Raw genomic sequence first — 24,763 nt, forward strand, 5'->3', positions numbered from 1 at the left:
AATTTTATTCATTTTAAATGATAGAATATAAATATATTTTAGTTTTAGAAAATTATTTATTTTTAAATTTCGAAAAACTTAAAAAAACAAAAAGAAAAATTTTTAAACTATTTTTTACAAAATTATTTATTATTTATAAGTTTTTTTTAAAAATGAAATAAAAGTGGTGTAAAATGAAAATTATTTTTGATGGACAAGAACAAGGGAATGTTTTCGATTTTGTTGAAAAATTAGGTTTTCCTAAGGAACATGTTAAAAAATTTAATAATAAAGAAGAAGAATTTTTTTTAGTCACTAAAACAGTTAAATTTGGAGAAATTTCTGATGAAGTAGAAAAATTTTTAGAAAAAAATTCTCATTTATCAATCGGAGTGGCGGTTTCTGGCAATAAAAACTATGGTTCTAATTTTGGAAAAGCGGGCGAATTAATTTCTAAAAAATTTAATATACCTTTAATATTAAAATTTGAAGGAAAAGGGTTTTCTGAAGATATAATTTTTTTACAAAAATGGTTAAAAAACTATAAAAAAGAAAATAAAAAAATGGATAAAAATATGTATCAAATTAAAAACGATATAAAAAAAGAATCTTTTAGTTATAATAAAAATAAAATTCCTCAATGGAAAATTTTAAATAACGAAATCATTGATGAAGAAGGCAATATCAAAGATTTAAACAAAGATAAAGAAGCGGTAAAATATTATTTTTTAGAAGAAGTGAATCCTAAATTAAAAAGATTTTCTTCTTTAAAAGAAAAATTATTTTTTTTAACTGAAAATAATTATTATGAAAAAGCTTTTTTAGATTTATATACTTACGAACAAATTAAAACTGTTTATCAAATAGCTTATGCTAAAAAATTCCGTTTTCCTTCTTTAATGGGAGCTTTTAAATTTTATAATGATTATTCTTTAAAAACTCGCGATAAAAAACATTATTTAGAAACTTATGAAGACCGTTTAGTGGTTAATGCTCTATACCATGCTTCAGGAGATTTTAGGTTAGCGAAAACTTTAATCAAAAATTTAATCTATCAAAATTTTACGCCTGCGACACCGACTTTATTGAATACTGGTCTTAAAAAAAGAGGCGAATTTGTGTCTTGTTTTTTATTAGAAGCGGGTGATTCTTTAAATGATATTGCTCGTATTATGGAATTTTCGATGCAACTTTCTAAAATAGGTGGCGGAGTTTCTATTAATTTAACTAATTTAAGAGCAAAAGGTGAAACTATTAAAGGAGTTAATAACGCTTGCAAAGGGGTTATTGGCGTTGCTAAACTTCTTGATCATGGTTTTCGTTATGCTGACCAAATGGGTCAAAGATTAGGGGCTGGAGCAGCTTATTTAAATATTTTCCACGCTGATATTGAAGATTTTTTAAATTCTAAAAAATTAAACGCTGATGAAGATGTACGTTTGAAAACTTTATCTTTAGGAGTAATTATTCCTGATAAAATGATTGAATTAGCAAGAAATAACGAAATGATGGCTCTTTTCTATCCTCATAGTGTTTATTTAGAATATGGACTTAATTTCGCTGATATCAGCATCGAGATGGGTAAATGGTACGATATTTTAGTTAAAAACCCTAATGTAAAAAAAAGATATGTTAATCCACGTAATTTATTAGAATTAATCGCTCAGCTTCAAGGTGAATCTGGTTATCCTTACATTATGTTCGCCGATAACGTGAATAATAAAAATACTTCTGCGGATAAAATTAAATTTTCTAATTTATGTACCGAAATTCTTCAACCTTCCATCACTTCTCATTACGCTCCTTATGACGAAAGGAAAGATGATCAAGTAGGGATGGATATTTCTTGTAATTTATCTTCCGGTCATATGGGAAATATGATTCAAAATAATGCTATTAAAGAAACCGTTTTTTCCGCTATGGAAATTATGAACTCCGTTTCTTTAAAAACTAATATCGGTTATGTTCCTGGGGTAGCGAAAGCGAACCATCTTAATCGTAGTGTTGGTTTTGGTATTATGGGTCATCACGGTTATATCGCCGAACAATTGATTGCTTATGGTAGTGAAGAAGATTTAGAATTAATCGATGTTTTCTTTAACGCTGTTAATTATTATTCTTTATTACATTCTAATATTAAAGCTAAACAAACCGGAAAAAAGTTTTATCAATTTGAAAAATCAACTTATGCGGACGGAAAATATTTTGCTGATAAAAAAGCTATTTATCCTGCTTTAAATAAAGTTAAAAAAATATTTGAGGGAATCTATTTGCCAACTGATAAAGACTGGTTAGAACTAAAAGAAAATGTGATTAAACATGGTTTATATAACTCACATAGATTAGCTGTAGCTCCTAATGGATCTATTGGTTATATTATGTCTGCTACCCCATCTTTAACTCCTATTAAACAATTAGTAGAAGAAAGAACTTATGGCAATTCTAAAACTTATTTTCCCGCTCCTTCTTTAGCAGAAGTATCCTTTATGTATGAGACAGCTTATAAAATGGATAATTATAAAATAATTGATGTTATTGCTATGGCTCAAAAACATATCGATCAAGGGATTTCTTTTGAATTATGTATTACTTCCGAAATAAATACTAGAGAATTACAAAAATATTATTTATACGCTCATCATAAAGGTATCAAAACTCTTTATTATACTAGAACTCAAAAATTAAAAATTAAAGAATGTGAATCTTGCGGAGTTTAAGTTTGAAAAAAGTTTATTCAATACATAAAAAAAACTTTTAATTTTTAAAAAAATATTTCGAAAGGCGAGTTTAAATGGAAGGAAAAGAACTACCAGAACAACAAATTTGGGATCAAATTTTAAAAGATTTGTCTCTTATTTATAGTAACGAAGTTTTTGAAGAAACTTTTTCTAATATTAAAACTCTATATAAAATAGAAGATGGAATTATTTTTATTTTAGTTGAAAACGATTTTATAAAAAATAAAATTGTTTATATTTATTTAAAAAAAATTGAAGAATTAACGAAAAAATATTCTAAAAAAAAATAACTTTCAATTTTATTACTAAGGAAGAAATTAAAAAAGAAAAAGAAGAAGAAATTCAAGAAAAAAGAATAAATTTTAATAGTTATCATTTGGGAAAATTAGAAGCTGATTATAAATTTGATAATTTTGTTGTTGGTCCGAGTAATATTTTCGCCTTTAAAATGGCTAAACAAATCGCTGAAGCGAAAGTCGTACAAACGAATCCTTTATATATTTTTGGTTCAGTGGGTTTAGGAAAAACTCATCTTATGCAAGCAATTGGTAATTATATTTTTGAAAAACATCCTCATAAAAAGATTTTATACGTTAAAGCTGATGGCTTTATTGAAGATTTTACTAATCAATTAAGAAAAGATAAAATGGAAGATTTTAATAATAAATACCGTAATATTGATGTTCTTTTGGTAGATGATATTCAAATAATGGCTGACGCTAAAAGAACTCAAATGGAATTTTTTAAACTTTTTGATTATCTTAATTTGAATAAAAAACAAATCATTATTACCAGCGATAAACCCATTTCTGAATTGAATAAAATTATGGAAAGATTGACTAATCGTTTTAAAGCAGGATTAATAGTAGATATTAAAAAACCTGATTCTAAACATCGTTTAGAAATTTTAAAGAAAAAAATATTTGAGATTGAAGGCACCAACACCAAAATAAAAAAAGAAATTTTAGAATTTATTTCTTTACGTTTTGGTGATAACATAAGGGAAATGGAAGGAGTTTTGTTAAGACTTTTAAATTATACTCAAATTTATGGGTTAGAAATTAATTTAAAAAATGTAACAGAAGCTCTAGATCCTTTATTAAAAAATAAAAAAACTCTTTCCAAAGAAGAGATAGACGCTAAAAAAATAAAAAATATAGTTAGTGAATTTTATAATATCAGTATACGCGATTTAATTAGTAGTAAAAAACATAATAAATTTTCTCTACCTCGTCATATTGCTATTTATTTAATTAAAAAAATAAACAATACTTCTTATGAAATAATTGGCCTACACTTTAATAAAAGACATCATTCTACTATTTTAAAAGCTTACAGAAAAATAGAGAAAAAAATCAAAGAAAGCGAAGAATTGAAAAAAACTGTTGAACTTATTATAGAAAAAATAAATAGTTAAAATTAATTTTAAAGAAAAGAAATATAAAATATGAATTTTGAAATAAAAAAAGAAGTTTTATTGCATTTTTTTACTCCAAATTCAAAAAATACTTCCTACAAAAACTTTTTTTCCCAGTTTATTATAATATTAAAATAGAAATTCAAGAAGATGTTTTGTTTTTAGAAGTCATTAACATGAATATGGCAGCAAGATTAGAAATAAAAGATGAAAGTTTAAAAGTTAAAAAAACCGGTTCTTTAATTGTAATCGGAAAATATTTTATTGATATTATTAAAAAAATTTATTCACCTCTTATCAAGATTTCTTCTATGGATAATAAGTTATTAGTTATCAAAACTTTACCTTCTTCTGAATATAAATTAAAAATGATGAATTTTAAGGATTTCCCTTCTATTGATTTCGCTTTTAATTTTGAAAAATTTTTCCTTTTAAAAATTGATTTTTTAAAGAAATTAATTAAAGAAGCTGTTATTGTAACTTCTAAGGACAAACAAAAAATTATTTTAACAGGAGTTAATTTAATTTATAAAAAACCTTTTTTAACCGCTTTATCAACTGATTCTTTTCGCATAAGTCAAAAAAGAATAGAATTGAATTTAGATTATCCTGATTTTAATATCGTTGTTCCAAGTAAAAGTTTAGAAGAAATGAATAAACTTTTAGAACAACAAAAAGATGAAAGTGTTAAAATAGCCATTAACGAACAAAAACTTTTTTTATATTCTGAATCTTTATTGTTTCAAACAATTCTTCTTCAAGGTAATTTCCCTTTGATGCAACAAATTAAAGAAGAAAATTTTTCTTCTTTTGTCAAATTAAAAAAAGAAGATTTAACTAAAACATTAGAAAGATTATCCTTATTTTTACCTAAAGAAGAAAATATTTTCAATAATATTGTTCATTTAAATATTGATCAAAATAAAAAAATAGAAATTTTTTCCGGAAGTGAAGAAATAGGAAACGCATCAGAAGAAATTTTACTTTTAGAAGACAAGGTCGAAGAAAATATCAAAACAGCCTTTAATGTGAAGCATTTAGAAGAAATTTTAAAAGTTTTTCCCACTAAAGAAATAAAAATTCATTTTGATAATTCGTCCAAACCTTTTATTATTTCTAACGAAGAAGATAAAACGCTTTTATATTTAATTTTACCATTTTTATAAAATAATTGTTTTTAATGTAAAAACAATTATTTTTTACTTTTTGACAATTATTTATTCAAAAAAATTCAAAAAAGAGAGGAAAAATAAAGATGAAAAATTTAAAAAAAGAAGATTTAGAAATTTATGAATTAATAAAAAAAGAAACTCAAAGACAAGAAGAACATATAGAGTTGATTGCTTCAGAAAATTATGTTTCTGAAGCCGTTTTGGAAGCTCAAGGGAGCGTTTTAACTAATAAATATTCTGAAGGTTATCCGCAAAAAAGATATTATCATGGTTGTGATTATGTTGATGAAATTGAAAACATAGCGATTGAAAGAGTTAAAAAATTATTTAAAGTTAAATATGCTAATGTTCAACCTCATTCAGGTTCACAAGCTAATATGGCTGTTTTTCAATCTTTATTAAAACCTAATGATACTATTTTAGGGATGTCGTTAAACGCTGGTGGTCATTTAACTCATGGTTCAAAAGTTAGTTTTTCTGGTAATTTTTTAAAATCATTTAGTTATGGTGTTTCACCAGATAACGAAATAATTGATTACGAAGAAGTTAGAAGAATAGCGCACGAAACCAAACCTAAATTAATTATCGCGGGAGCTTCTGCTTATTCTAGAACTATTGATTTTCAAGAGTTTAAAAAAATAGCTGATGAAGTCAATGCTTATTTAATGGTAGATATGGCGCATATTGCTGGTTTAGTGGCGGCTGACTTACATCCTTCTCCTTTTTTAGCTAATGCTGATATTGTCACTTCTACTACTCATAAAACTTTAAGAGGTCCAAGAGGAGGAATAATTTTAACCAATAATGAAGAAATAATTAAAAAAATTAATAAAGGCGTTTTTCCGGGCATTCAAGGAGGGCCTTTAATGCATGTTATCGCCGCTAAAGCGGTTGCCTTTAAAGAAAATTTAAAAGATGATTTTATTGTTTATCAGCAACAAATAGTTAAAAATGCAAAAGTTTTAGCCAATGCTTTAAAAGAATTAGGTTATCGTTTGGTTAGTCAAACAACTGATAATCATTTAATACTTATTGATTTGAAGCATAAAAATCCTTTTTTAAATGGTAAATTAGCAGCAGATACTCTTTATAAGGTTAATATAACTGTTAATAAAAATTCTATTCCTTTTGATAAAGAAAAAATTTCTTTAACTAGCGGAATCAGAATAGGAACGCCGGCTATGACGACAAGAGGATTAAAAGAAAAAGATTTTGTTCAAATTGCTCATTTAATTGACCGAGTTTTAAATAATTATGAAAATGAAGAAGTTTTGAAAGAAGTTAAAAAAGAAGTATTGATGATAACAAAAAAATTCCCTTTAAAGAAAAATTAAATTTTTATTATTTTTTAATAAAATATTTTGAAAAATGTTTTTTTAATGTTAAAATTAAAGGTGATAAATATTAAAAAGTTAATTAATAATTTTTTAATCAAATAAAAAGGGGATTTTGTTTATGAAAAATAAATTACAACAACCCGAGTTTTATGAAATAGAAGTTTCTTGTGCTACTTGCAAGACAACACATAAAATAGGTACAACAGTTAAAACTATGAAAATTGAAACTTGTTCCAATTGTCATTCTTTTTATACTGATTCACAAGTTTTTGTAACTGTAGCTGGACAAGTAGATAAGTTTCACAAACGTTACGGTTATGATCAAAAAAAAGACGATAATAAACAACAAATAGAGGAATAATTTTTAACATAGAAAGGTTTTATAAAAAATGATTTTAGATCAAGAAGGATTTATTGAAGTCATTTGTGGACCAATGTTTTCCGGAAAGACGACAGAATTGATTAAACGTATTGAAACATTGAATTCATTGAAAAAAAATTTTTTAGTTTTCAAACCTTCAATTGACAATCGTTATTCTCTCAAAAGCGAATTAGTAACTCACGATTTAAAAACCGTTCCTTCTTTGTTAGTTAATAAAAGTTCAGAAATTTTAGATTTTCTTAAAGAAAATGAAAACATTGAATATTTAATCATAGATGAAATTCAATTTTTTGATAAAGATATAGAAAAAATTTTAAACAATTTATCTTATAAATGTATGAAAATTATTATCGCTGGTTTAGAATTGGATTATCGTGGAGAACCATTCGGTTCCATGCCATATTTATTATCAATATCTGATAAAGTAACTAAGTTAAAATCTTTTTGTTTTATTTGTGGCAAAAAGGCAACAAGAACGCAAAGAATATTTGCTAACGAAAAAGAAAATGATGAAGAACAACCTGTTATTTTAATAGGCGGTAATAATTATCATGAATCTTGTTGTCGTAAATGTCATAATTTTTAAAAAAAACTTTATTTTAAAAATTAATGTAAGGAATTTAATGTATAATTGAATATAGAAGAAAAGCATTTTTTCTTTATGAAAGAAGCTTTTAAAGAAGCTAAAAAAGCTTTTTTAAAAGATGAAGTTCCTGTTGGCGCTGTTGCTGTTATGAATGATAAAATAATATTAAGAGCTCGCAATAATATAGAAAAAAGTCAATTATTTTATGGTCATGCTGAATTTTTACTTTTAATGAAATTAAATAAAAAATTAAAAACTTATCGAATGGATAAAGTAACTATTTATATTACTTTGGAACCTTGTCTTATGTGCGCTGGTGCTTTAATTCAATCTCGGATTCAAACAATATATTATAGTAATTTCAATCCAAAATCATATTTTTTTAAAAAATTATTTTTTCTTTTGGAAGAAAAAAAACATAAACAAAATAATTTTATTAAATTAGAATTATTGGAAAAAGAAAATGAACATATTTTAAAAAAATTTTTTTACAATTTAAGAAAGAAATAATTTTTATATTTTATTTAAAAATCTTTTTAAAAATCATCATTCAATGTAAAGATAATGAATCTGGTCAGGTCTTGATTGAAGCAGCCATAAGTTTAATTTCATGTGAGTGATGATTTTTAAAAAGATTTTTTTATAATTGAAAATAAACCAATAAAAAGGAATCTATTTGATTATGAATTTATTTATAAAAAAAACAAAATTCAGCTTTTACCTTTTGTTTTTAATTCCGTTGAAGGAAATGCTTTTCGCGAAGAAAATTGTCTTTTTAACGATCAAGAAAAAAAAATTGAGTTTTTTTATTTAAAACAAAGTAAATATAATCCTTTTTTTTGAACATGAATCAATATGTAGTTTGGACTTATTTAAATGGTGTTTTTAGAATTTTGATTCATGAAGAATATTATGATAAATTCAACGCTTTATATCAAAAAGAAATTAATTCTTTTTATATGAAATTTATTTATGAATTGTTAAATAAACGCGCAAACATAATTACAAAAAACTTTTTGTCTTTAGGAATAGGTTTTGCCACTTCTCTTGTTTTATCTACTTTAGTTAAATTATCAATTTCAAATTTAAATGGTTATAAAGTTGTTATGTTATTCGCTTTACCGATTATTTTATTTTTAATCATTTTTATGTTTTTTATGAAAAAAAGCGATAAGAAATTCCAATTGGATAAAAAAAATTATTTATCCAATTTATTCAAGAATCTGAAAATTTTTTAGGCAAAGAAGAATTAGAAAACATTTTAACGCAACATAGACTTTACAGACATGTTTCAGAAAACGAATAAAAATTATTTTTATGAAAAATTTTTTAAAAAAGGAGGTTAACAGAAAATGAATTACGAAGCTATCGTTATTGGTGGCGGGCATGCCGGCGTAGAAGCCGCTTTAGCCTTATCCAAAAAACATAAAACTTTATTAATTACAGGCAATTTAGAACAAATTGCCACTCTTCCTTGTAACCCTTCTATCGGCGGACCAGCCAAAGGTGTCGTTGTAAGAGAGATTGAAGCTTTAGGCGGTATTATGGGAAAAGCAGCCGATTTATCGCAAATTCAAATGAAAATGTTAAATACTTCTAAAGGACCCGCTGTAAGAAGTTTAAGAGCTCAAATTGATAAAGTAAAATATCCTAAAGTAGTTATTCAAATATTAAAAGAAGCCGCTAATTTAACTTTATTAGAAGGTTTAGTGGAAGAATTAATTATTAAAAAACAACAAGTTAAAGGGGTTAAATTGCAAGATAGAACACTTATTTATAGTGAAGTTGTTGTTATGACGACAGGAACTTATTTATCCAGTAAAGTTTTGATGGGAAAATCAAAAATCAACTCGGGTCCTAATAATGAACCAACCACTTATGGAATTAGCAAACAATTGAAAGAACATGGTTTTGAAGTTATTCGTTTGAAAACAGGCACTCCGCCTAGAATTCAAAAAGATAGCATTGATTATACTAAAGCTAAAATGCAATTTGGTGATGGTATTTTACAAACTTTCAGTTCTCCTTCAGTTATTGACGATTTAGGAGTTCAAGAACCTTGTTATTTGCTTCACACTAACGAACAAACTCACGAATTAATCGAACAAAATTTATATGAATCGGCGATGTATGATGGTCAAATAGAAGGAACGGGTCCGCGTTATTGTCCTTCTATAGAAGATAAAGTAGTGCGTTTTTGCGATAAAAAACAACATCAAATTTTTATTGAACCAGAAAGTTTAGAATCTGATGAAATGTATTTACAAGGTCTTTCTACAAGCATGCCTAAAGAAATACAACATAAAATTTTAAAAACTATTCCTGCTTTAGAAAATGCTAAAATAGTTAGATATGCTTATGCTATTGAATATGATGCGTTCAATCCTAACCAATTAAAACATACTTTAGAAACTAAAAAAATAAATAATTTATTTTTTGCTGGTCAAATCAACGGTACTAGCGGTTATGAAGAAGCTGCTTGTCAAGGTTTAATGGCTGGAATTAACGCTAGTTTAAAACTGCAAAATAAAGACGGTTTGGTTTTAAACAGAAATGAAGCTTACATTGGCGTTTTAATTGATGATTTGATCAATAAAGGAACCAAAGAACCTTATCGTTTATTGACTTCAAGAGCAGAATTTCGTTTATTATTAAGACATGATAACGCTGACTTAAGATTAACTCATTATGGTTTTGAATTAGGCTTAGTGGATGAAAAAACTTATAAAAATGTAGACAAAAAACGTCTAGAAGTAGACATGTTAAAAGAAAAATTACAAGCAACTTTTTTTGAAGTTAATGAAAAGAATTTAAATTATTTAAAAGAACATGACTCTTCTTTAATTACGGAAAAAGTGAGTTTATATAAATTATTAAAAAGAACAGAATTAAATAAAAATATTTTGAAATTTGTTTTTGATCAACAATATACACCGGAAATTTTAGAACAAGTTGAAATTCAAGTTAAATACGAAAATTACATTTTAAAAGCCGAAAAAGAAGCTCAAAAACTTCTTCAATTAGAAACCAAAACAATTCCTATTGATATTGATTATTCAGTAATTCACAATTTATCTAAAGAAGCTAAAGAAAAATTAACAACAATTAAACCTTATAATTTAGGTCAAGCATCCAGAATTTTAGGCGTTAATCCAGTTGATATTTCTATTTTATTAGTTTTTTTACAAAGGACTCAAAATTTTGTTTAATCAAATATTAAAAGACACATTTAATTTAAACGAATTGCAATTAGAACAATTTAAAATATATTATTCTTTTTTAATAGAATACAACGAAAAAACCAATTTAACCTCTTTATCGAGTGAAAAAGATGTTTATTTAAAACATTTTTATGATTCTTTATTGATTTCTCAAAATATTGATTTGAATAAAATTGATACTTTAAGCGATTTAGGCACTGGAGCCGGTTTTCCTAGTATCCCTTTAAAAATTTTATTCCCTCATTTGAAAATTTTTTTAATTGATTCTTCTTTAAAAAAAATTAATTTCTTAAAATCATTAGTTAAAAAACTGAATTTAACTGATGTATTTTTATTTCATCAAAGGATTGAACAACACGATAAACAATATGATTTAGTGATCGCTAGAGCTTTAGGCAAATTAAAATTAATTTTAAAATTAGCTTCTCCTCTTATTAAAAAAAAGGGTTATTTTATAGCAATGAAAGGACCTAATTACGAGGCAGAATTGAAACATCTTAAAATGACGAAAATAAAATTAAAAAAAAATTCTTTTTAGAATTACCGGAAGAATTAGGCAAAAGAGTTAATTTATTATTTCAAAAAATAAATTAACTCTTTTTATATATTAAATCTTAAAAATGTAATTCTTTTGGGGCAATTTATTGTTTATTGATGAATTATCTCCATTTGTGGGAAATATTTTTTCAACGGCGAAGAAAAGAAAAAATCCATCGTTACTTTTTAAAGTTAACGATGGATTTTATTGTTTAATCGACAAACGAATATTCATTTTTTCGAAAAACAGTTACTCGACGTTGTTCAGTGTAAATGGCTTGGTTTATATTTTCTGTTTTGGCAGGTTCAATGTCTTTTGCTTCTAAATTTTTAATTAAGTCTTTAATAACATCTTCTTTATTTAAAACAAAATTAAAAGCGAATGCGTTCCAAAATTCCCATCCATTACGTTCTAAAACTCTTTGACGGTTTAAATCATGATCATCTTGTTCGGCACTTTGTAATCTATCGCCGTGACAATCAATAGCTAAACGGTTATCATTATCCCCTTCAACCACTAAATCAATTCGGTAAGAACCGACTTTAACTTGAGGAAGAACACGGTAACCTAAATCAACTAAAATATCATAAATTTGACGTTCAAAATCTGTTTCACAAAGAGTTCTTAAATTTTTATTTTTTTCTCTTCTTGACTAAAAGGCAAACTAAAATGTTTAATAATTCCACGTCTTAAGACGTCTTTATTGCTGAGTTGATTCTCATTCATTTCTATACTGCGGACTAAATACATACGATCACGAGCACGAGAAGCAGCAACATTGAAACGTTGATAAGCATCTTCTTTAGTCAAAGGCATTGGTTTTTTACCGTTAGGACGGAAAGACACCACTAAAGAAAGGAAAATAATATTTCTTTCTTCGCCTTGAAAAGTTCTAGCGTTTCCACATTTAATAGCATGACGTTCTAAAAGATCATTAGGTAATTCTCTTTCTAGCATATCGTAAATATAATGTTCTTGACAATCACCTTTTAAAGTAACAACCCCAATAGTTTTATCTTTCATCCTAGGATCGGCACAAATTCTTTTGATCTCATCCACAATATAACGAGCTTCTGCTTTATTAATTTCTTGTTTTTCATCTTCACAAGCTCCATCAGTTACTAAAACATCGATTAGTGGCGGATCAAGACGTTCAGATTTTTTCGGCAGACGCATTGGTTGGATTTCATTATGGTAAAATTCTCTATTAGAATATTCAATAATAGGAGAAACGGAACGGAAATGTTCTTTTAACATAATTTTTTCATGAGCGAAAACTACTTGAAATAATTCATAAATAGAAGAACCTGAGCTTAAATGTCCTTGATAACGTTTGACTTGATTTTTGAGGAAACGTTGAGATAAAATTTGTGTTTTGCTCACATCAGAAATATCATGAGGACCAACCTGTTTATCATCACCAACAATTAAAATTTTATCAGCTCTTAAAAAAGCTGCTAAAGCAGATAAATCAGATTGAGAAGCTTCATCGATAATTACTAAATCAAAATTACCTATTTGAGAAGGTAAAACTTCAGAAATTTTATCATGAGGCATAATCCAACAAGGAATAGCGTTAGATTCTAAAATATTAGTTAAAGCTTGACGTGCTTGACGTCTATGAATAGGAGCTTTTTTACCAGTTCCTTTTCCTATTTTAGCGATATGAGTGATAAAAGATTGTAAAGCTGATTCCATATCAGGAGTGCTTTTACGAGAGACTTGTAACCAAGTTTTTTTAGACACTATTTGCTTATAAACTTTTTCTAAATCAATAATTTTTTGTTTTCTCTTTGCTTCCATTTTGTTTAAATAGTCGCGAGTTTGCAAATTATCCAGATGAACTTCAAGTTGTTTTAACCACCAAATTTCATCCCAATCATTAGGTAAAAGATTATCAGAAGAAGAATTTAGAGGAGGTTTATTTCTTAAATCATCAGCCCATAAAGGAGCTCCTGATTTTTCAATCAATTCAGAAACTTTTTTAATGGTTTCAAAATTTTCTTTTAAAGTGTCTAAATTTTTGATTTCTTTTAAAAAGGAATCTGTTTCTTTTTTCAAACTTTTAACGTTTATTTCTGGATTTCCACATTTTTCTTCAATTAAATTTTGGACATTTTCAAATAATTCAGCAGAAGATATTGAAAAAACATCCTTGATTTTATTTTTCTGTTTAAAAGCGTCTCTAACATTATGAAATTCAATATTTTTTTGTAAATTGTTTTGCAATTGAGTTAATAAATCAAGCCTATTAGGAATTTGCTTTATTTCTGGAAATTTAGGTAATAATTCAGAAACTAATTTGATTATTTCTGTGTCTCTAACATCTTTTTCAATTAAATATTGATAATGATCAGACACTTTTTTCAAATGTAAAATATGTTTAGGGTTGAAAGTGCTTGGATCAGAATTATCATAGTTCACTAATTCATCACTTAATAATAAATTAGAAGCTAAACCGTTTTGCCAGATGATAATTAAATTTCTCATCTTTTTTCTTAAACAGAAATATTTTTGAACATGTTTCCAATCTTCTTTATTTTCAGGTCTGTTAGAAATAATGACAATTGAAGACAATTTTTCTTTTTCCGCTTTTTTGCCAAAACTAAATAAACCAAAAGCGCTTTTGCCTGAAGCTTTTTTATTAATAGCCTTCATCATTTTAGAATCTAATTCTAAATTAGCGAAACTAGCAACAGGTCTTGTTAAAAAATCTTGTTGTTGTGTTACTGTTTCTTGAATGTCTTTATAAAAAACGGCGAATTCTTTTAAAGGTAAGTCGTGTCTAGATTTTTTTAAAGTATTTTTAATGGAATCATGCCAAGTAAATTTTTTTTCACCATCAATTAAGGATTGGTTTAATTTTATTTGGTATTCTAGCATTTTCAGAAGGTGTTGAGCTTTTTCTAAAATTTTATCATTTTTAAATTCTAAAGAAAAAATTTTATTCTCTTTTATTTCTTTTTTTATGGAGTCGTAAGTAATAATATTTGTGTGAATTTCCATTAAATTTTCTACTAAATCTGGTTCAATTTCAGGTATTTCTATATTTAAATAAGAAATTTTTTTGCCCACTTTAAGACGAGTTTTTTTTAGTTCAGCAATATCTTCTGATTGGAATAAAGGAGCATTTGTTAATTTTAATTTATCTTTAAACCATTCAATTTTATGACGCTTTTTAACTAATGTTTTTGAAGCATCTAAAGGTTTTATAGGAGGGCGAGATTGTTCCGGCAAAAAAACAATTAAATCAAAATTACGTTGAAAAAATTCTTTAATCTTTTGTTCAATATGAGCTAATTCATTTTGAATGAAATCTATTTCTTTTTCTAAAGAGGAAATATTTTTTTCAAATTTATCTTCATCAATAGAGTTGATTTGGTCTTTAATAACTGAAACATTATGTTCCAATTGTTTTAAATCTTCTTGTTCGCTGGATAAAAAACTAACCGCTAGAGGTCGTATTTCTGGAAGTAATTTATCTCTTAAAACGTTAAGAGCGTTTTTTTTCATAGATGTGACTAAAACTCTTTTACCTAAAGTTAAATAATGAGAAAGAATATTAGCGATTGTATGGGTTTTACCAGTTCCAGGTGGTCCTTGAACTACTAATCCTTCATAACTTTCTAACTTTTGAATTATTTTAACTTGTTCTTCGTTAGAAGCCATAGTGAAAAATAAATCTTTTACAGGAACAACCTCAGGATCTTCGTTAAAAGGGTAATGAATTTCCAAGCTTCTAAATTCTGGCATTTTAATTTTTTTACGGGAATCTGATTGTTCTTCAAGAATAGATAAAATTCCTTTCGGTATATCAGGTAAATTTCTTGTAGCTACTTGAAATTGACTTTGAAAACGTTCTAAATCTTGGATTAAAAATTTATTATCACGTGGACGAATGAAAACCACCCAATTATCAGTAATTTTTAATTTTTCCGTTATTGGTAATAAAGTGCGATCATTATTCCCTTGTGGTTGATATTCCCCTTGCGGATCAAGATGAGAAGCTGCTATTTTAAGAATATAATCAAAAGTTTTAGGATTATAAGGAGAAAAAACCACATTTCTACCTTCTTGAGAAACTAATGAAGAATTTTTCCAAGCCGTTTCAATAGCGGAAACACCAGGATTTTGAATAAAAGTGTAAATATCTAACTCTAATTGAGGCTCTCTAAGAGGCATTAATTCCATAGAATTAGTTCTTTCGTTCATATGGATTTCTAAAGCGTGGCTAATTAAAGGATAACGAATTTTGGATTTTTTACCATCTGAATTCCATAAAACTATTCCTACTCCTAAAACCAATTCACGATGAGAATCATCTTGATTACTTCTAAATTCTTGTTCTAATTTATATAATTTTTTATATAATTTTCTTGTTTTGCTAATGTCGGCTTCTTTTTCAGCCCAAATTTTCCAAGTATTTTGGTAATAATTGTCAAAATCAGTTTGAAGAGATTGATTTAAAGGTAAAAATTCTTTTAGAAAAACAAAATCTTTTACATTTTCTTCATTAAAATTTGTTGTTATAGGGAAACCTGATTCTTTTAGTTTTGATTTTTTGACTTTATTTTTTAAAACAGGCAAAATTCTATAATCATCAGAAATATTTAACCATAATTTTAATAAAGGATTTTTAGTTATTTGAGGAGCAACAGGAGGAGCGAAACGTTCTATTGTTATCCAAACATCTCCTTTTTTCGCTTTAGGATTCATATACACCCCTGGCAAAGCTAAGAGAGTATTCTCATGATAATACCATTCATGATTTTCGACATCAATTATAATTTTATCACGTATTTTTTTAGTTTCTTTTGTGAAATCCAATAACGACAAAAGACGTTTGTATTTTATGTTCATATAAAATTTTTTTTCTTTCTTTGAAGTTTAAGAAGAAGTGAGATGAGATGTTTAAAAACAATTTTAAATATTTGAATAAATAATAAAATATTAGAAAATTAAATATTTTTAAAAATAGAGTTTTTTAAAAAAATTAAGATATAATAAAATTAATATATTATTATTTAATTATAATAAAAACAGCTTAAAAAGTCAATTTTTTTATCAATTAAATAATATGAATTAAAGGAAATAAATAAAATTATTAAATAATATATATATTTTAAGTTATAAAATTTTATATAATAAAAATGTATAAATAAAAATATTTTTGATTAAATTTAAGGAGAAAAAAACATCATGTCCAAAAAAATACCTGTAGGCGTGTCTGGAAGACACGTTCATTTAACGCAAAAAACATTAGATATTTTGTTTGGTAGCAAAAATTATCAATTAACTGTTTTTAAAAATTTAAAGCAAGTGGGTCAATACGCTGCTGAAGAAAAGATCGATGTTATGAGCTCTGAAGGCAAATTAATTACAGGCGTACGTGTTGTTGGTCCAGTTAGAAATGTTGATCAAGTGGAAATTAGTCAAAGCGATAATTTAAGATATAAATTTAAAGCCCCTGTAAGAAGTTCTGGAGATATTAAAAATTCTGATAAAGCCATTTTAATTGGTCCAAAAGGACAAGTAGATATCGCTGAAGGGGTTATTTTAGCGGACAGACATATTCATTTTTCTGAAGAAGAAGCTAAAGAGTATGGCATCGTAGATAAAGAAATGGTAAATGTTAAAATAGATGGCATTAAACCAGGTGTTTTAGAAGATGTTTTGTGTCGTGTACATAAAGATTATAGATTAGAATGTCATTTAGATACTGACGATGCTAGTGCGTTTTTATTAAAAAGCGGCGATTCAGTAACTTTAATTAAGAAATAATTGGATTTATAACTTTTTTAAATAAGGTCATTTGGTCAAAATTAACCAATCATCGAAAATATATAATTATGATCAAAATATTTTTTATTCCATATTTCTCAAAAATAACATTTTTTGGATAAAAAAGAAAGAGTCATATGTATAATGCGTAAAAACAATAATTTTAAAGAGCCGGAAAAATTCAATAGACCAGAAGTTTTTAGAGACCCAATTTATGGTTATATTTATTTAGATTATCTTTTCTTAGAAAGGTTGATTAATACTAAAGTTTTTCAACGATTAAGACGCATTAAACAATTAAGTTTTGTTAATGTAGTTTTTCATGGCGCGGAACATTCACGTTTTTCTCATAGTTTAGGAGTTTATGAGTTGTCAAGAAGGTTTTTAGAAACTCATAAATTTCAACTATCAGAAGAATTTTTTTCTTTAAGAAACAAATTAATTTTATTAACCGCTTCTTTACTGCATGATATCGGTCATGGAGCTTATTCTCATATGTTTGAACGCATTTTTAAAACTAATCATGAAGAAAAAACTGCTCAAATGATCGTTCATAATGAAGAAATAAGAGCTATTTTAGATTCCATAGATCAAGAATTTAAAAAAGATGTAGCTTCGGTTATTAAAAAAGAAAAAGATAACGAATTTCAATTGATTCAACAACTTTTAACAAGTCAATTAGATTTTGATCGCTTAGACTATTTAAAAAGGGATTCGTTTTTTACAGGCGTTTCTTACGGACATATAGATACTGATCGTTTGATTAGAATTATTGATATAGAAAAACGTGAACAAAAATATCAAATAGTTTTTAGAAAAAACGGTATTTCTGCGATTGAAAACTATTTAATTAATCGTTATCACATGTATAGACAAGTTTATTATCATCCAAAAATTAAAGGTTATTCAATTATTTTAGAAAAAATTTTCATTAGAATAAAAAAATTAATTTCTGAAAATTATTTTTTTGATAGTTATGTTATTGTTCTTTTGAAAGAGTTTTTAGAACAAAAACAAGATTTAAATAAAAGTTTAGAAACATATTTAAAAATAGATGATTTTTACGTTAATTCTTTAATTGTTTGCTTACAAGATGATAAAGACGTTATTTTAGCGAATTTATGTCAAGATTTTTTTAAACCGTAGCATATGGAAATATAAAGAAAATAACGATAAGAATAAAGAAATTATAAATAAAATTAAAAAACATTATGGCGTTAATGGCGAATATTACACTTTTGAAGATAATTCTATTACACAAGATGCTTATAGAGAATATTACGACAATATTGGCGAACAAATTTTTATTTCGTCCCATACTTCATCGAATAATCAAATTCAGCCATTAAGTAGAGAATCAACCATTATTAGTAGTTTAATGGATGGTGTTATGCAAAAAGAAAACCGTAAGTTTTTTTATTATAGAGAGTATTCAGATAAAAAAGAATGAAACCAAAGCACATAATTAAAAAACAATACGGTCAAAATTTTTTAAATGACGTTAATTTATTGACTTATATAGTGAAAAAAGCTGGCTTAGATGATCAAAATGTTGTGGAAATAGGCCCCGGAAAAGGTGCTTTAACTAAATTAATCGTTACCAAGGCAAAAAAAGTTGTGGCTTATGAAATAGACGCTTCTTTCAAGCCTTTTTTACAATTTGATTCTCATTTCGATATTAATATTATTTACGATGATTTTTTAAAAAGAAATTTAGAACAAGATTTTCAAACTTTTTTTCAAGAAGAGGAAATTGTTTTAATCGGTAATTTACCTTATAATATTACCTCTCCTATATTATTTAAAATTTTATTTTTGCCACAAATAAAAACTTTCGCTATTATGGTACAAAAAGAAGTAGCCTTGCGTCTTTTATCTAAACCGCACAATACTACTTATAATTCTATAAGTGTTATTTTTCAGTCTTTAATGGTAATTAGTAAAATTAAAGATGTGAAAAATACTATGTTTTTTCCTAAACCGAAAGTAGATAGTACAGTTTTAAAATTTGAAAGAATTCCTTTAGAAGCAACAGAAAAAGCTTTTATAGAAAAGAATTTTTTTACCTTTGTTAAAGCTTCTTTCCGACAAAAAAGAAAAAAATTATTAAATAATCTACATTCTTATTTTAAAATTTCTAAAAAGGAATTAATGCTTTTTTTTGAAACAAATCAACTTTCTTTAGATATAAGAGCAGAACAAATAGGAATTGTACAATTTCAACAAATAGCGACCTCTTTTTTTGATTTTTTTGTTTTATAAAGACAAATTTCTCACTTTAATTTGAAAAATAAAATAATAAACTCTTAATATTTTTTATAATTATGTTAAAATAGATTTATAGTTTAATTAGATTTATTTTAAAATAAAATATAAGAGTTAGGGGAACAATATAAATGCAAGTTACCGATGTTAGAATCAAATTACACAAGGGCGAAAACAGATTAAGAGGTGTTGCTTCTGTTGCTTTTGATAATGCCTTTGTTGTTCATTATATTAAAATTATCGAAGGAGAAAGAGGTATTTTTATTGCAATGCCTAGTATTAAAATTAATTCTGATGTTAAAAAACCTAATTATAACGATATAGCTCATCCTATCAATACCGAAACAAGAATTATGATTGAAAACGCCATCATAGAAACTTATAAAGAGATAGTTGAAAGAGCAAGATTAAATGAAGAAAAAAAACAAGCTCAATTAGAAGAAGAAGATTCTTCAGAAGAATAAATTTAATAGAAAATAAAGAATGAAAAAAATATTTCTTTGAAATAGAGGTTAATAATAAGTTGACTCATAGTATGGAAAATTACAATAATATATATAACAACCAAGAACAAACTCATAAAAATCAAAAAACATATTTTTGTCTTTTTATTTGTGGTTTGTTATTGTATATTTTAGTTTTTTTACCTATCAATTTTTCTGGCTTTTTGGATAACAAAAAAAATTATAAATTGCTACTTCAATATGCCTTAACAACCTTTATTTTGTTTTTTACAGGTTGTCATGTTATTATAGAAGGTTTTGTAGAAACTTATCAAGATACAAAAGAAAATAAAAAATTTACCCCAAATGTTCATATTTTAATGACTTTAGGTGCTTTAGGGGCGATTTATTTACAAAATTTTAACGAAGCAATTTTATTGATTATTATTTTCGCAACTGCTAATTTTTTAGAAGAATATATTGAAAATAAAAACCAAAAAGAAATCAAAAATCTTTTAAAAATGGCTCCTACTCAAGCAAGATTGTTAAAAGAAAACGGTGAATTTGAATTAATAGAAGTAGAAAAATTAAAAATAGGCGATAAAGTTATCGTCTTAAACGGAGATCAAATTCCTTCTGATGGTATTATTATTTCTGGAACTTCTTCTATTGACGAATCCAGCATTACGGGAGAAAGCATTCCCGTTGATAAGAAAGTAGGCGATAAAGTTCTTGGTAGTAATATTAATGGCAATAATACTTTAATTGTTGAAATTATCGCTACAGTAGAAAATAATATTTTTACCAAAATTATTCAATTATCTTATCAAATGAAAAATAATATGTCTAAAAGAGCTACTTTAATTAACAAATTAGAACCTTTATATGTAAAAGCGATAATGTTAATTTCTGTCGGTATTTTATTATTTAGTCAAATAATACATTATTATTTTGACTCTTCTATTCATTATTTCGAATTTACACATATTTTTAATAAAAGTATGGTCTTTTTAACTGTAGCTTCCCCTTGTGCTTTGGTCGCTTCTGATGTTCCTGCTACTTTTGCTTCTATTTCGCATTTAGCTAAAAATGGTATTTTATTGAAAAATGGTAATTCTTTAAGTAATTTATCCAACATTAAAGCTATTGTTTTTGATAAAACAGGAACTTTAACTACCGGCAAAGCTACAGTCAAAGAAATTTTTTTCCATTCAGAAATAGAAGAAAAAGATAAAATAAATTATTTAACTATTTTATCTAAAATGGAGCAAAAATCTAACCATCCTTTAGCTTTTGCTATCAATCAATATTTAAGTCAAAGTTTTACATTAAATAATTTTCCTGAAATGCAAGTTGATAATTTAATTGGCGTTGGTTTAGAATCTTTTCATGAAGGCCGTCAATATAAAATAGCTAAATACAATTCTTTCCTTCAAGTTTCTGAAGAAATAGAACTAAAAACTAAACATCTTTTAGAAAAAGGCAATACAGTGCTTTATTTTAGTGATAATGGTAAAATAATTATGGTAATAGCTATTTTGGATGTATTACGTCCTGAAGCTGAACAAATGGTGAATTATTTTAATGAGAATAACATTCATACAATCATGTTGACAGGCGATAATGAAAAAACCGCTATGGCAATAGGAAAACAATTAAACGTTGATTATGTTTTAGCTGATTGTTTGCCAGAAGATAAATCTAATAAAATAATAGAAATTAAAAGTAAATACGATTACGATATGGTAGCTATGGTAGGTGACGGAATAAACGACGCTCCTGCTTTAGCTAATTCTGATGTAGGTATTACCATGCAAGAAGGTACTGATGTAGCTATCGATATTGCTGATATGGTTTTAATGAAAAATAATTTAAATAAAATAACTTATGCTCATAAAGTTTCTAAGAAATTAAATAGTATAATATTTCAAAACATTATATTTTCTATTGGGGTTATCGTTATTTTATCTTTAACTAATTTTATCGCTGATATTAAATTACCTTGGGCTGTCTTTTTACATGAGATTAGTACTATTTTAGTCCTTGTAAACTCTTTAAGAATACTAACCAACATTAAAGAAAAAGACCAATTTCCCCCTTTTCCAACTAACTAAATGAACTAAATATTGATTATAAAAAAACCACTATATCTTTTTTAGTGGTTTTTAACTTATATAATATTTTTTGTTTTTTTACATAAATGTTTTAATATTATAAAAAGCTATTCTATGCAGAAAAAGAGTGATATTATGTTTAAAAAACAAGATAAAAAGTTCCGTTTGAACATAATTTTAAAAAAGGTTGATCCTAATACAGTTAAGATTGTTGTTTTTAAAAATTTAGCTCGTAAAACTCATTTTAAAGCTGATTCTAATATACTTTTTGTGAATCCTAATGTTTTAAAAATGGTAGAACAATTTTTACAAGAAAAAAAGTTAAAACAAAACCAAAAGACTAAAGAGAATAATGATTAATCAACTCTTTTAATTATTTTAACGATCCTCCCTTAATGAAAAAACTTCTCTCATGTTTCAACACAGAAAGAAAAAAGACTACTTGATTTCAAGTGGTCTTTTATTCGCTTTTAATTCAAGTTTTTGTTAACCTGAAAAAGGTTAATTGGTAAAGATTACTCATATTATAAGCGCATATCTTCAAAACCATTTTTTTTAATATCTTTATAAAATTTAAAATAAAAATAATAAGTAACCGAAAAGAGAAGGATTGTGTTCGTTGTTAGATTGGCGAAATGATATCCTTTCCAAGAATTATCGGCATTTTCATATTTGTTCCAAGGTGATGAAAGGCTAAAACCTAAAATAATGATGAAAGAAATTCTTAAAAACACTCTTAATAAAGCGAAAAACATATCAATACGAGGTTTTTTAAAAGGGATCATACTTCTAATCATTATTCCTTGAGTAACAACTGTATAAAAGCCAGAAATAGAAGCGATCATGATGCCTAGTTGAAATTGTTTTTCTCTTTCTCCTTGCAATCTTTCTTTGAAACCTTTGATTAAAGAGTATATGTTTGTGCCAAAAAAACCAAAAATAACGGTGAAAAAAAACCTAAAATCATATTTAATAATAAAGTTTTTTTAATTGTTTCAAAAGCTCTTTTTAGGTTTTTATTTGCTAGATTAGCCGAAATAATAGATAATTGAGTCTCTTCTAAAGCAAAGCCAAAATTCAAACCGATGGCTGCTATGCCATCAACTATTTGAACCGCGCTGAAACTTCCGCTTGGATAAATTTTCCAACTGATAATAAGTACAATTAGTCTTCCACTTTCATAAATTAGTCTTCCACCCAAAATAGGTAAAGCTAATTTTAAAATATTTGTCAATATATTAGTTTTATTGTTATCCGCTTGTTCGCTGTCTGTCAATTCGTCTTGATCTCTTTTTAAAGAAATAATAAATAAAACCATTAGAAAAATAGTTACTAAAAAACTGGATAAAGCGGTAGATACTCCTAACCAATAAGGATCTTTCTTATCAAAACCATAAACGAATAATAAATTGATAGATACTTTTAAAACAACAAACAAAGTGTTGGAAAGATAAATAGTTTTAATATTTCCTTTTACTCGTTCTAATCCTAATAAGACCGTATTAACAGCCATTAAAACTCCTGAAATAATTAAAAAAATATAATATTTATGAACTGTTTTAAAAATTTCTTCTTCCATGCCGGGAAGGACTTTATCTAAAATAAGACTACCGATTATGACAGCTATTAAAGCGATGCCAAAAGTCATACCTATAATAGAAAAAAGAGTGGTTTTAATCATTTTTTGAGCAGTTTTATAATTCTTTTTAGCGTATTCTTTGCCTATTAAAACTATGCTTGCTGTAGCTAAAGATAAACCCATAAAAGAAAACATATTTTGAACACTGCTGATTATAGCAAGAGAATCGGTAAATTTTTCAGACCCTTCAGGTTTAATTGCCATAAATAAATCGATATTTTTAGGTATCACTTGAAAAGTTATATTGGTTAAAGCTATAGGGATGACCAACATCAAAAGGACTTTAAATAAATTATCTTCTAAAAATAATTTTTGTTTAGCTTTTTGCTTTAATTGTTTTTTGTTAGAAAGTATTTCTTGTTTAGACATTCTAATGAAACTCCTTTATTTATTTACAAAAATAACAATATTATTTTTTATAAAAAGATGTTTTTAATTTTATTCACAAGTCCAAATTGTTGTGCATTTTATTTTTGGAATTTTTGTATTGAATAAAATCTTTTAAAAATTTTTTGTCCATCATCATCATATCTTCAATAGGCAAATCTTCTTCATTGAACCATTTTAAATCAGAAACTTCATCATGTTGTTGGTTAGGTTGTCCTTCTGTTTTGCTAACGATAAAACCCATCACTACAGGATAAACAATATCGCCATTAGGATAAATGATTTTAATATCTTCTCCTGTGTATGTTTTGAAACAATTCATAGTAATAATATCTAAATTAGTTTCTTCTTTTAACTCTCTTAAAGCGGCTTCTTTAAAATTTTCTCCTAATTCCATAGCTCCGCCATGAAGACCCCAAATTTGAAAATCTTTTCTAAATTGAAGCAAATATTTATTATTTTCATAAACAATAATAGAAGTTCCTGGAGAAAAAATCGGATCTTTCCCTATTTTACTACGTAATCCTTGAATATAAGACATTTTTTAATTACCTTTCTGTTGTTACTTTTTTCAAACATTTATTGAAAAATATTAATTTTTAAATAAATAATGATCATAAAAACATATGTAACAACTTAACCAAAAAAACAAATGCTTACAACTTTAATAAACCAAACTCATTTTTTAAATATTAATTAAAAAATATCAATATTTTTTAATGTATATTTGCTTATTGAAAATAATTTTTATAAGCAAAATAATT

20 protein-coding genes, 1 other RNA gene and 2 pseudogenes are annotated in these 24,763 nt (G+C 26.0%); 18 read left to right on the forward strand and 5 right to left on the reverse strand.

The window, feature by feature from the left end:
- The first annotated feature begins 173 nt into the window (after positions 1 to 173).
- The 12 genes and pseudogenes from nrdE (at position 174) to rsmG (ending at position 11,426) form a co-directional block, all read left to right on the forward strand.
- Positions 174 to 2,696, forward strand: coding sequence for a class 1b ribonucleoside-diphosphate reductase subunit alpha (gene nrdE / locus CPX_RS01865; RefSeq protein WP_053521501.1), 2,523 nt, complete (start codon positions 174 to 176; stop codon positions 2,694 to 2,696).
- 74 nt (positions 2,697 to 2,770) lie between these two features.
- A complete protein-coding gene (locus CPX_RS03325) occupies positions 2,771 to 3,007 on the forward strand; it encodes a DnaA N-terminal domain-containing protein (RefSeq protein ID WP_235443226.1) in 237 nt (78 codons plus the stop codon).
- 65 nt (positions 3,008 to 3,072) lie between these two features.
- Positions 3,073 to 4,134 (forward strand): chromosomal replication initiator protein DnaA, encoded by a 1,062-nt coding sequence (dnaA, locus tag CPX_RS01870; RefSeq protein ID WP_235443231.1) that lies wholly within the window; start codon positions 3,073 to 3,075, stop codon positions 4,132 to 4,134.
- Between the two features lie 134 nt (positions 4,135 to 4,268).
- Entirely contained in the window at positions 4,269 to 5,300 is a 1,032-nt protein-coding gene (gene dnaN, locus CPX_RS01875; protein WP_235443232.1) for a DNA polymerase III subunit beta, read from the forward strand.
- A gap of 89 nt (positions 5,301 to 5,389) precedes the next feature.
- Positions 5,390 to 6,640, forward strand: a complete 1,251-nt coding sequence (glyA, locus tag CPX_RS01880) for a serine hydroxymethyltransferase (protein WP_053521502.1) — start codon at positions 5,390 to 5,392, stop codon at positions 6,638 to 6,640.
- A gap of 121 nt (positions 6,641 to 6,761) precedes the next feature.
- Positions 6,762 to 7,004 (forward strand): 50S ribosomal protein L31, encoded by a 243-nt coding sequence (rpmE, locus tag CPX_RS01885; protein WP_017191584.1) that lies wholly within the window; start codon positions 6,762 to 6,764, stop codon positions 7,002 to 7,004.
- Positions 7,005 to 7,032: 28 nt separating this feature from the next.
- Positions 7,033 to 7,611, forward strand: coding sequence for a thymidine kinase (locus tag CPX_RS01890; RefSeq protein ID WP_053521503.1), 579 nt, complete (start codon positions 7,033 to 7,035; stop codon positions 7,609 to 7,611).
- 75 nt (positions 7,612 to 7,686) lie between these two features.
- Positions 7,687 to 8,121 (forward strand): nucleoside deaminase, encoded by a 435-nt coding sequence (locus CPX_RS01895; protein ID WP_053521504.1) that lies wholly within the window; start codon positions 7,687 to 7,689, stop codon positions 8,119 to 8,121.
- A 27-nt stretch (positions 8,122 to 8,148) separates the two neighbouring features.
- Positions 8,149 to 8,243, forward strand: an RNA gene (gene ffs, locus CPX_RS02895) — signal recognition particle sRNA small type.
- A 207-nt stretch (positions 8,244 to 8,450) separates the two neighbouring features.
- Entirely contained in the window at positions 8,451 to 8,849 is a 399-nt protein-coding gene (locus CPX_RS03330) for a hypothetical protein (RefSeq protein ID WP_235443227.1), read from the forward strand.
- 114 nt (positions 8,850 to 8,963) lie between these two features.
- On the forward strand, positions 8,964 to 10,820 hold the full coding sequence (mnmG, locus tag CPX_RS01905) for a tRNA uridine-5-carboxymethylaminomethyl(34) synthesis enzyme MnmG (RefSeq protein WP_053521505.1): 1,857 nt from the start codon (positions 8,964 to 8,966) through the stop codon (positions 10,818 to 10,820).
- Positions 10,810 to 11,426 (forward strand): annotated as a pseudogene (gene rsmG, locus CPX_RS01910) (16S rRNA (guanine(527)-N(7))-methyltransferase RsmG). The gene mnmG and the pseudogene rsmG overlap by 11 nt, the downstream one beginning before the upstream one ends.
- Positions 11,427 to 11,581: 155 nt before the next feature.
- Here rsmG and CPX_RS03335 read toward each other — a convergent pair.
- Both CPX_RS03335 and CPX_RS01915 read right to left on the reverse strand, forming a co-directional pair.
- A complete protein-coding gene (locus tag CPX_RS03335; RefSeq protein WP_320408626.1) occupies positions 11,582 to 11,962 on the reverse strand; it encodes a DUF559 domain-containing protein in 381 nt (126 codons plus the stop codon).
- A gap of 32 nt (positions 11,963 to 11,994) precedes the next feature.
- Positions 11,995 to 16,230, reverse strand: a complete 4,236-nt coding sequence (locus CPX_RS01915; RefSeq protein ID WP_235443228.1) for an AAA domain-containing protein — start codon at positions 16,228 to 16,230, stop codon at positions 11,995 to 11,997.
- 339 nt (positions 16,231 to 16,569) lie between these two features.
- Here CPX_RS01915 and pduL point away from each other — a divergent pair, with 339 nt between their 5' ends.
- The 6 genes and pseudogenes from pduL (at position 16,570) to CPX_RS01945 (ending at position 22,333) form a co-directional block, all read left to right on the forward strand.
- Positions 16,570 to 17,151 (forward strand): phosphate propanoyltransferase, encoded by a 582-nt coding sequence (gene pduL, locus CPX_RS01920; protein WP_053521506.1) that lies wholly within the window; start codon positions 16,570 to 16,572, stop codon positions 17,149 to 17,151.
- Positions 17,152 to 17,295: 144 nt separating this feature from the next.
- Positions 17,296 to 18,601: pseudogene (locus CPX_RS01925) on the forward strand (HD domain-containing protein).
- Positions 18,598 to 19,413: a 16S rRNA (adenine(1518)-N(6)/adenine(1519)-N(6))-dimethyltransferase RsmA gene (rsmA, locus tag CPX_RS01930; RefSeq protein ID WP_017191511.1), complete on the forward strand. Its 816-nt coding sequence runs from the start codon at positions 18,598 to 18,600 to the stop codon at positions 19,411 to 19,413. Before CPX_RS01925 ends, rsmA begins: the two are co-directional and overlap by 4 nt.
- A 134-nt stretch (positions 19,414 to 19,547) precedes the next feature.
- Complete coding sequence (locus CPX_RS01935) at positions 19,548 to 19,880, forward strand: SpoVG family protein (protein ID WP_053521507.1); 333 nt, start codon at positions 19,548 to 19,550, stop codon at positions 19,878 to 19,880.
- Positions 19,881 to 19,951: 71 nt separating this feature from the next.
- Complete coding sequence (locus CPX_RS01940) at positions 19,952 to 21,973, forward strand: heavy metal translocating P-type ATPase (RefSeq protein WP_053521508.1); 2,022 nt, start codon at positions 19,952 to 19,954, stop codon at positions 21,971 to 21,973.
- Between the two features lie 135 nt (positions 21,974 to 22,108).
- Positions 22,109 to 22,333: a hypothetical protein gene (locus tag CPX_RS01945; protein WP_017192043.1), complete on the forward strand. Its 225-nt coding sequence runs from the start codon at positions 22,109 to 22,111 to the stop codon at positions 22,331 to 22,333.
- Positions 22,334 to 22,497: 164 nt separating this feature from the next.
- Here the strand turns inward: CPX_RS01945 and CPX_RS03340 are convergent, their stop codons facing one another.
- From CPX_RS03340 to CPX_RS01955, 3 genes are all read right to left on the reverse strand, one after another.
- A complete protein-coding gene (locus CPX_RS03340; protein ID WP_235443229.1) occupies positions 22,498 to 22,857 on the reverse strand; it encodes a hypothetical protein in 360 nt (119 codons plus the stop codon).
- 20 nt (positions 22,858 to 22,877) lie between these two features.
- Complete coding sequence (locus tag CPX_RS01950) at positions 22,878 to 23,981, reverse strand: MATE family efflux transporter (RefSeq protein ID WP_235443230.1); 1,104 nt, start codon at positions 23,979 to 23,981, stop codon at positions 22,878 to 22,880.
- A 73-nt stretch (positions 23,982 to 24,054) separates the two neighbouring features.
- Positions 24,055 to 24,540: an NUDIX hydrolase gene (locus CPX_RS01955; RefSeq protein ID WP_053521509.1), complete on the reverse strand. Its 486-nt coding sequence runs from the start codon at positions 24,538 to 24,540 to the stop codon at positions 24,055 to 24,057.
- Between the last annotated feature and the right edge of the window lie 223 nt (positions 24,541 to 24,763).

Source organism: Candidatus Phytoplasma pruni (assembly GCF_001277135.1).
GTDB classification, from domain to species: domain Bacteria; phylum Bacillota_I; class Bacilli_A; order Acholeplasmatales; family Acholeplasmataceae; genus Phytoplasma; species Phytoplasma pruni.

What these genes read in the sequence shown, in the direction of transcription:
- nrdE (WP_053521501.1), top strand. Translation starts at nt 174, where the DNA reads ATGAAAATTATTTTTGATGGACAAGAACAAGGGAATGTTTTCGATTTT.
- CPX_RS03325 (WP_235443226.1), top strand. Translation starts at nt 2,771, where the DNA reads ATGGAAGGAAAAGAACTACCAGAACAACAAATTTGGGATCAAATTTTA.
- glyA (WP_053521502.1), top strand. Translation starts at nt 5,390, where the DNA reads ATGAAAAATTTAAAAAAAGAAGATTTAGAAATTTATGAATTAATAAAA.
- rpmE (WP_017191584.1), top strand. Translation starts at nt 6,762, where the DNA reads ATGAAAAATAAATTACAACAACCCGAGTTTTATGAAATAGAAGTTTCT.
- CPX_RS01890 (WP_053521503.1), top strand. Translation starts at nt 7,033, where the DNA reads ATGATTTTAGATCAAGAAGGATTTATTGAAGTCATTTGTGGACCAATG.
- CPX_RS01895 (WP_053521504.1), top strand. Translation starts at nt 7,687, where the DNA reads ATGAAAGAAGCTTTTAAAGAAGCTAAAAAAGCTTTTTTAAAAGATGAA.
- mnmG (WP_053521505.1), top strand. Translation starts at nt 8,964, where the DNA reads ATGAATTACGAAGCTATCGTTATTGGTGGCGGGCATGCCGGCGTAGAA.
- CPX_RS01915 (WP_235443228.1), bottom strand. Translation starts at nt 16,230, where the DNA reads ATGAACATAAAATACAAACGTCTTTTGTCGTTATTGGATTTCACAAAA.
- pduL (WP_053521506.1), top strand. Translation starts at nt 16,570, where the DNA reads ATGTCCAAAAAAATACCTGTAGGCGTGTCTGGAAGACACGTTCATTTA.
- rsmA (WP_017191511.1), top strand. Translation starts at nt 18,598, where the DNA reads ATGAAACCAAAGCACATAATTAAAAAACAATACGGTCAAAATTTTTTA.
- CPX_RS01935 (WP_053521507.1), top strand. Translation starts at nt 19,548, where the DNA reads ATGCAAGTTACCGATGTTAGAATCAAATTACACAAGGGCGAAAACAGA.
- CPX_RS01940 (WP_053521508.1), top strand. Translation starts at nt 19,952, where the DNA reads ATGGAAAATTACAATAATATATATAACAACCAAGAACAAACTCATAAA.
- CPX_RS01945 (WP_017192043.1), top strand. Translation starts at nt 22,109, where the DNA reads ATGTTTAAAAAACAAGATAAAAAGTTCCGTTTGAACATAATTTTAAAA.
- CPX_RS01950 (WP_235443230.1), bottom strand. Translation starts at nt 23,981, where the DNA reads ATGTCTAAACAAGAAATACTTTCTAACAAAAAACAATTAAAGCAAAAA.
- CPX_RS01955 (WP_053521509.1), bottom strand. Translation starts at nt 24,540, where the DNA reads ATGTCTTATATTCAAGGATTACGTAGTAAAATAGGGAAAGATCCGATT.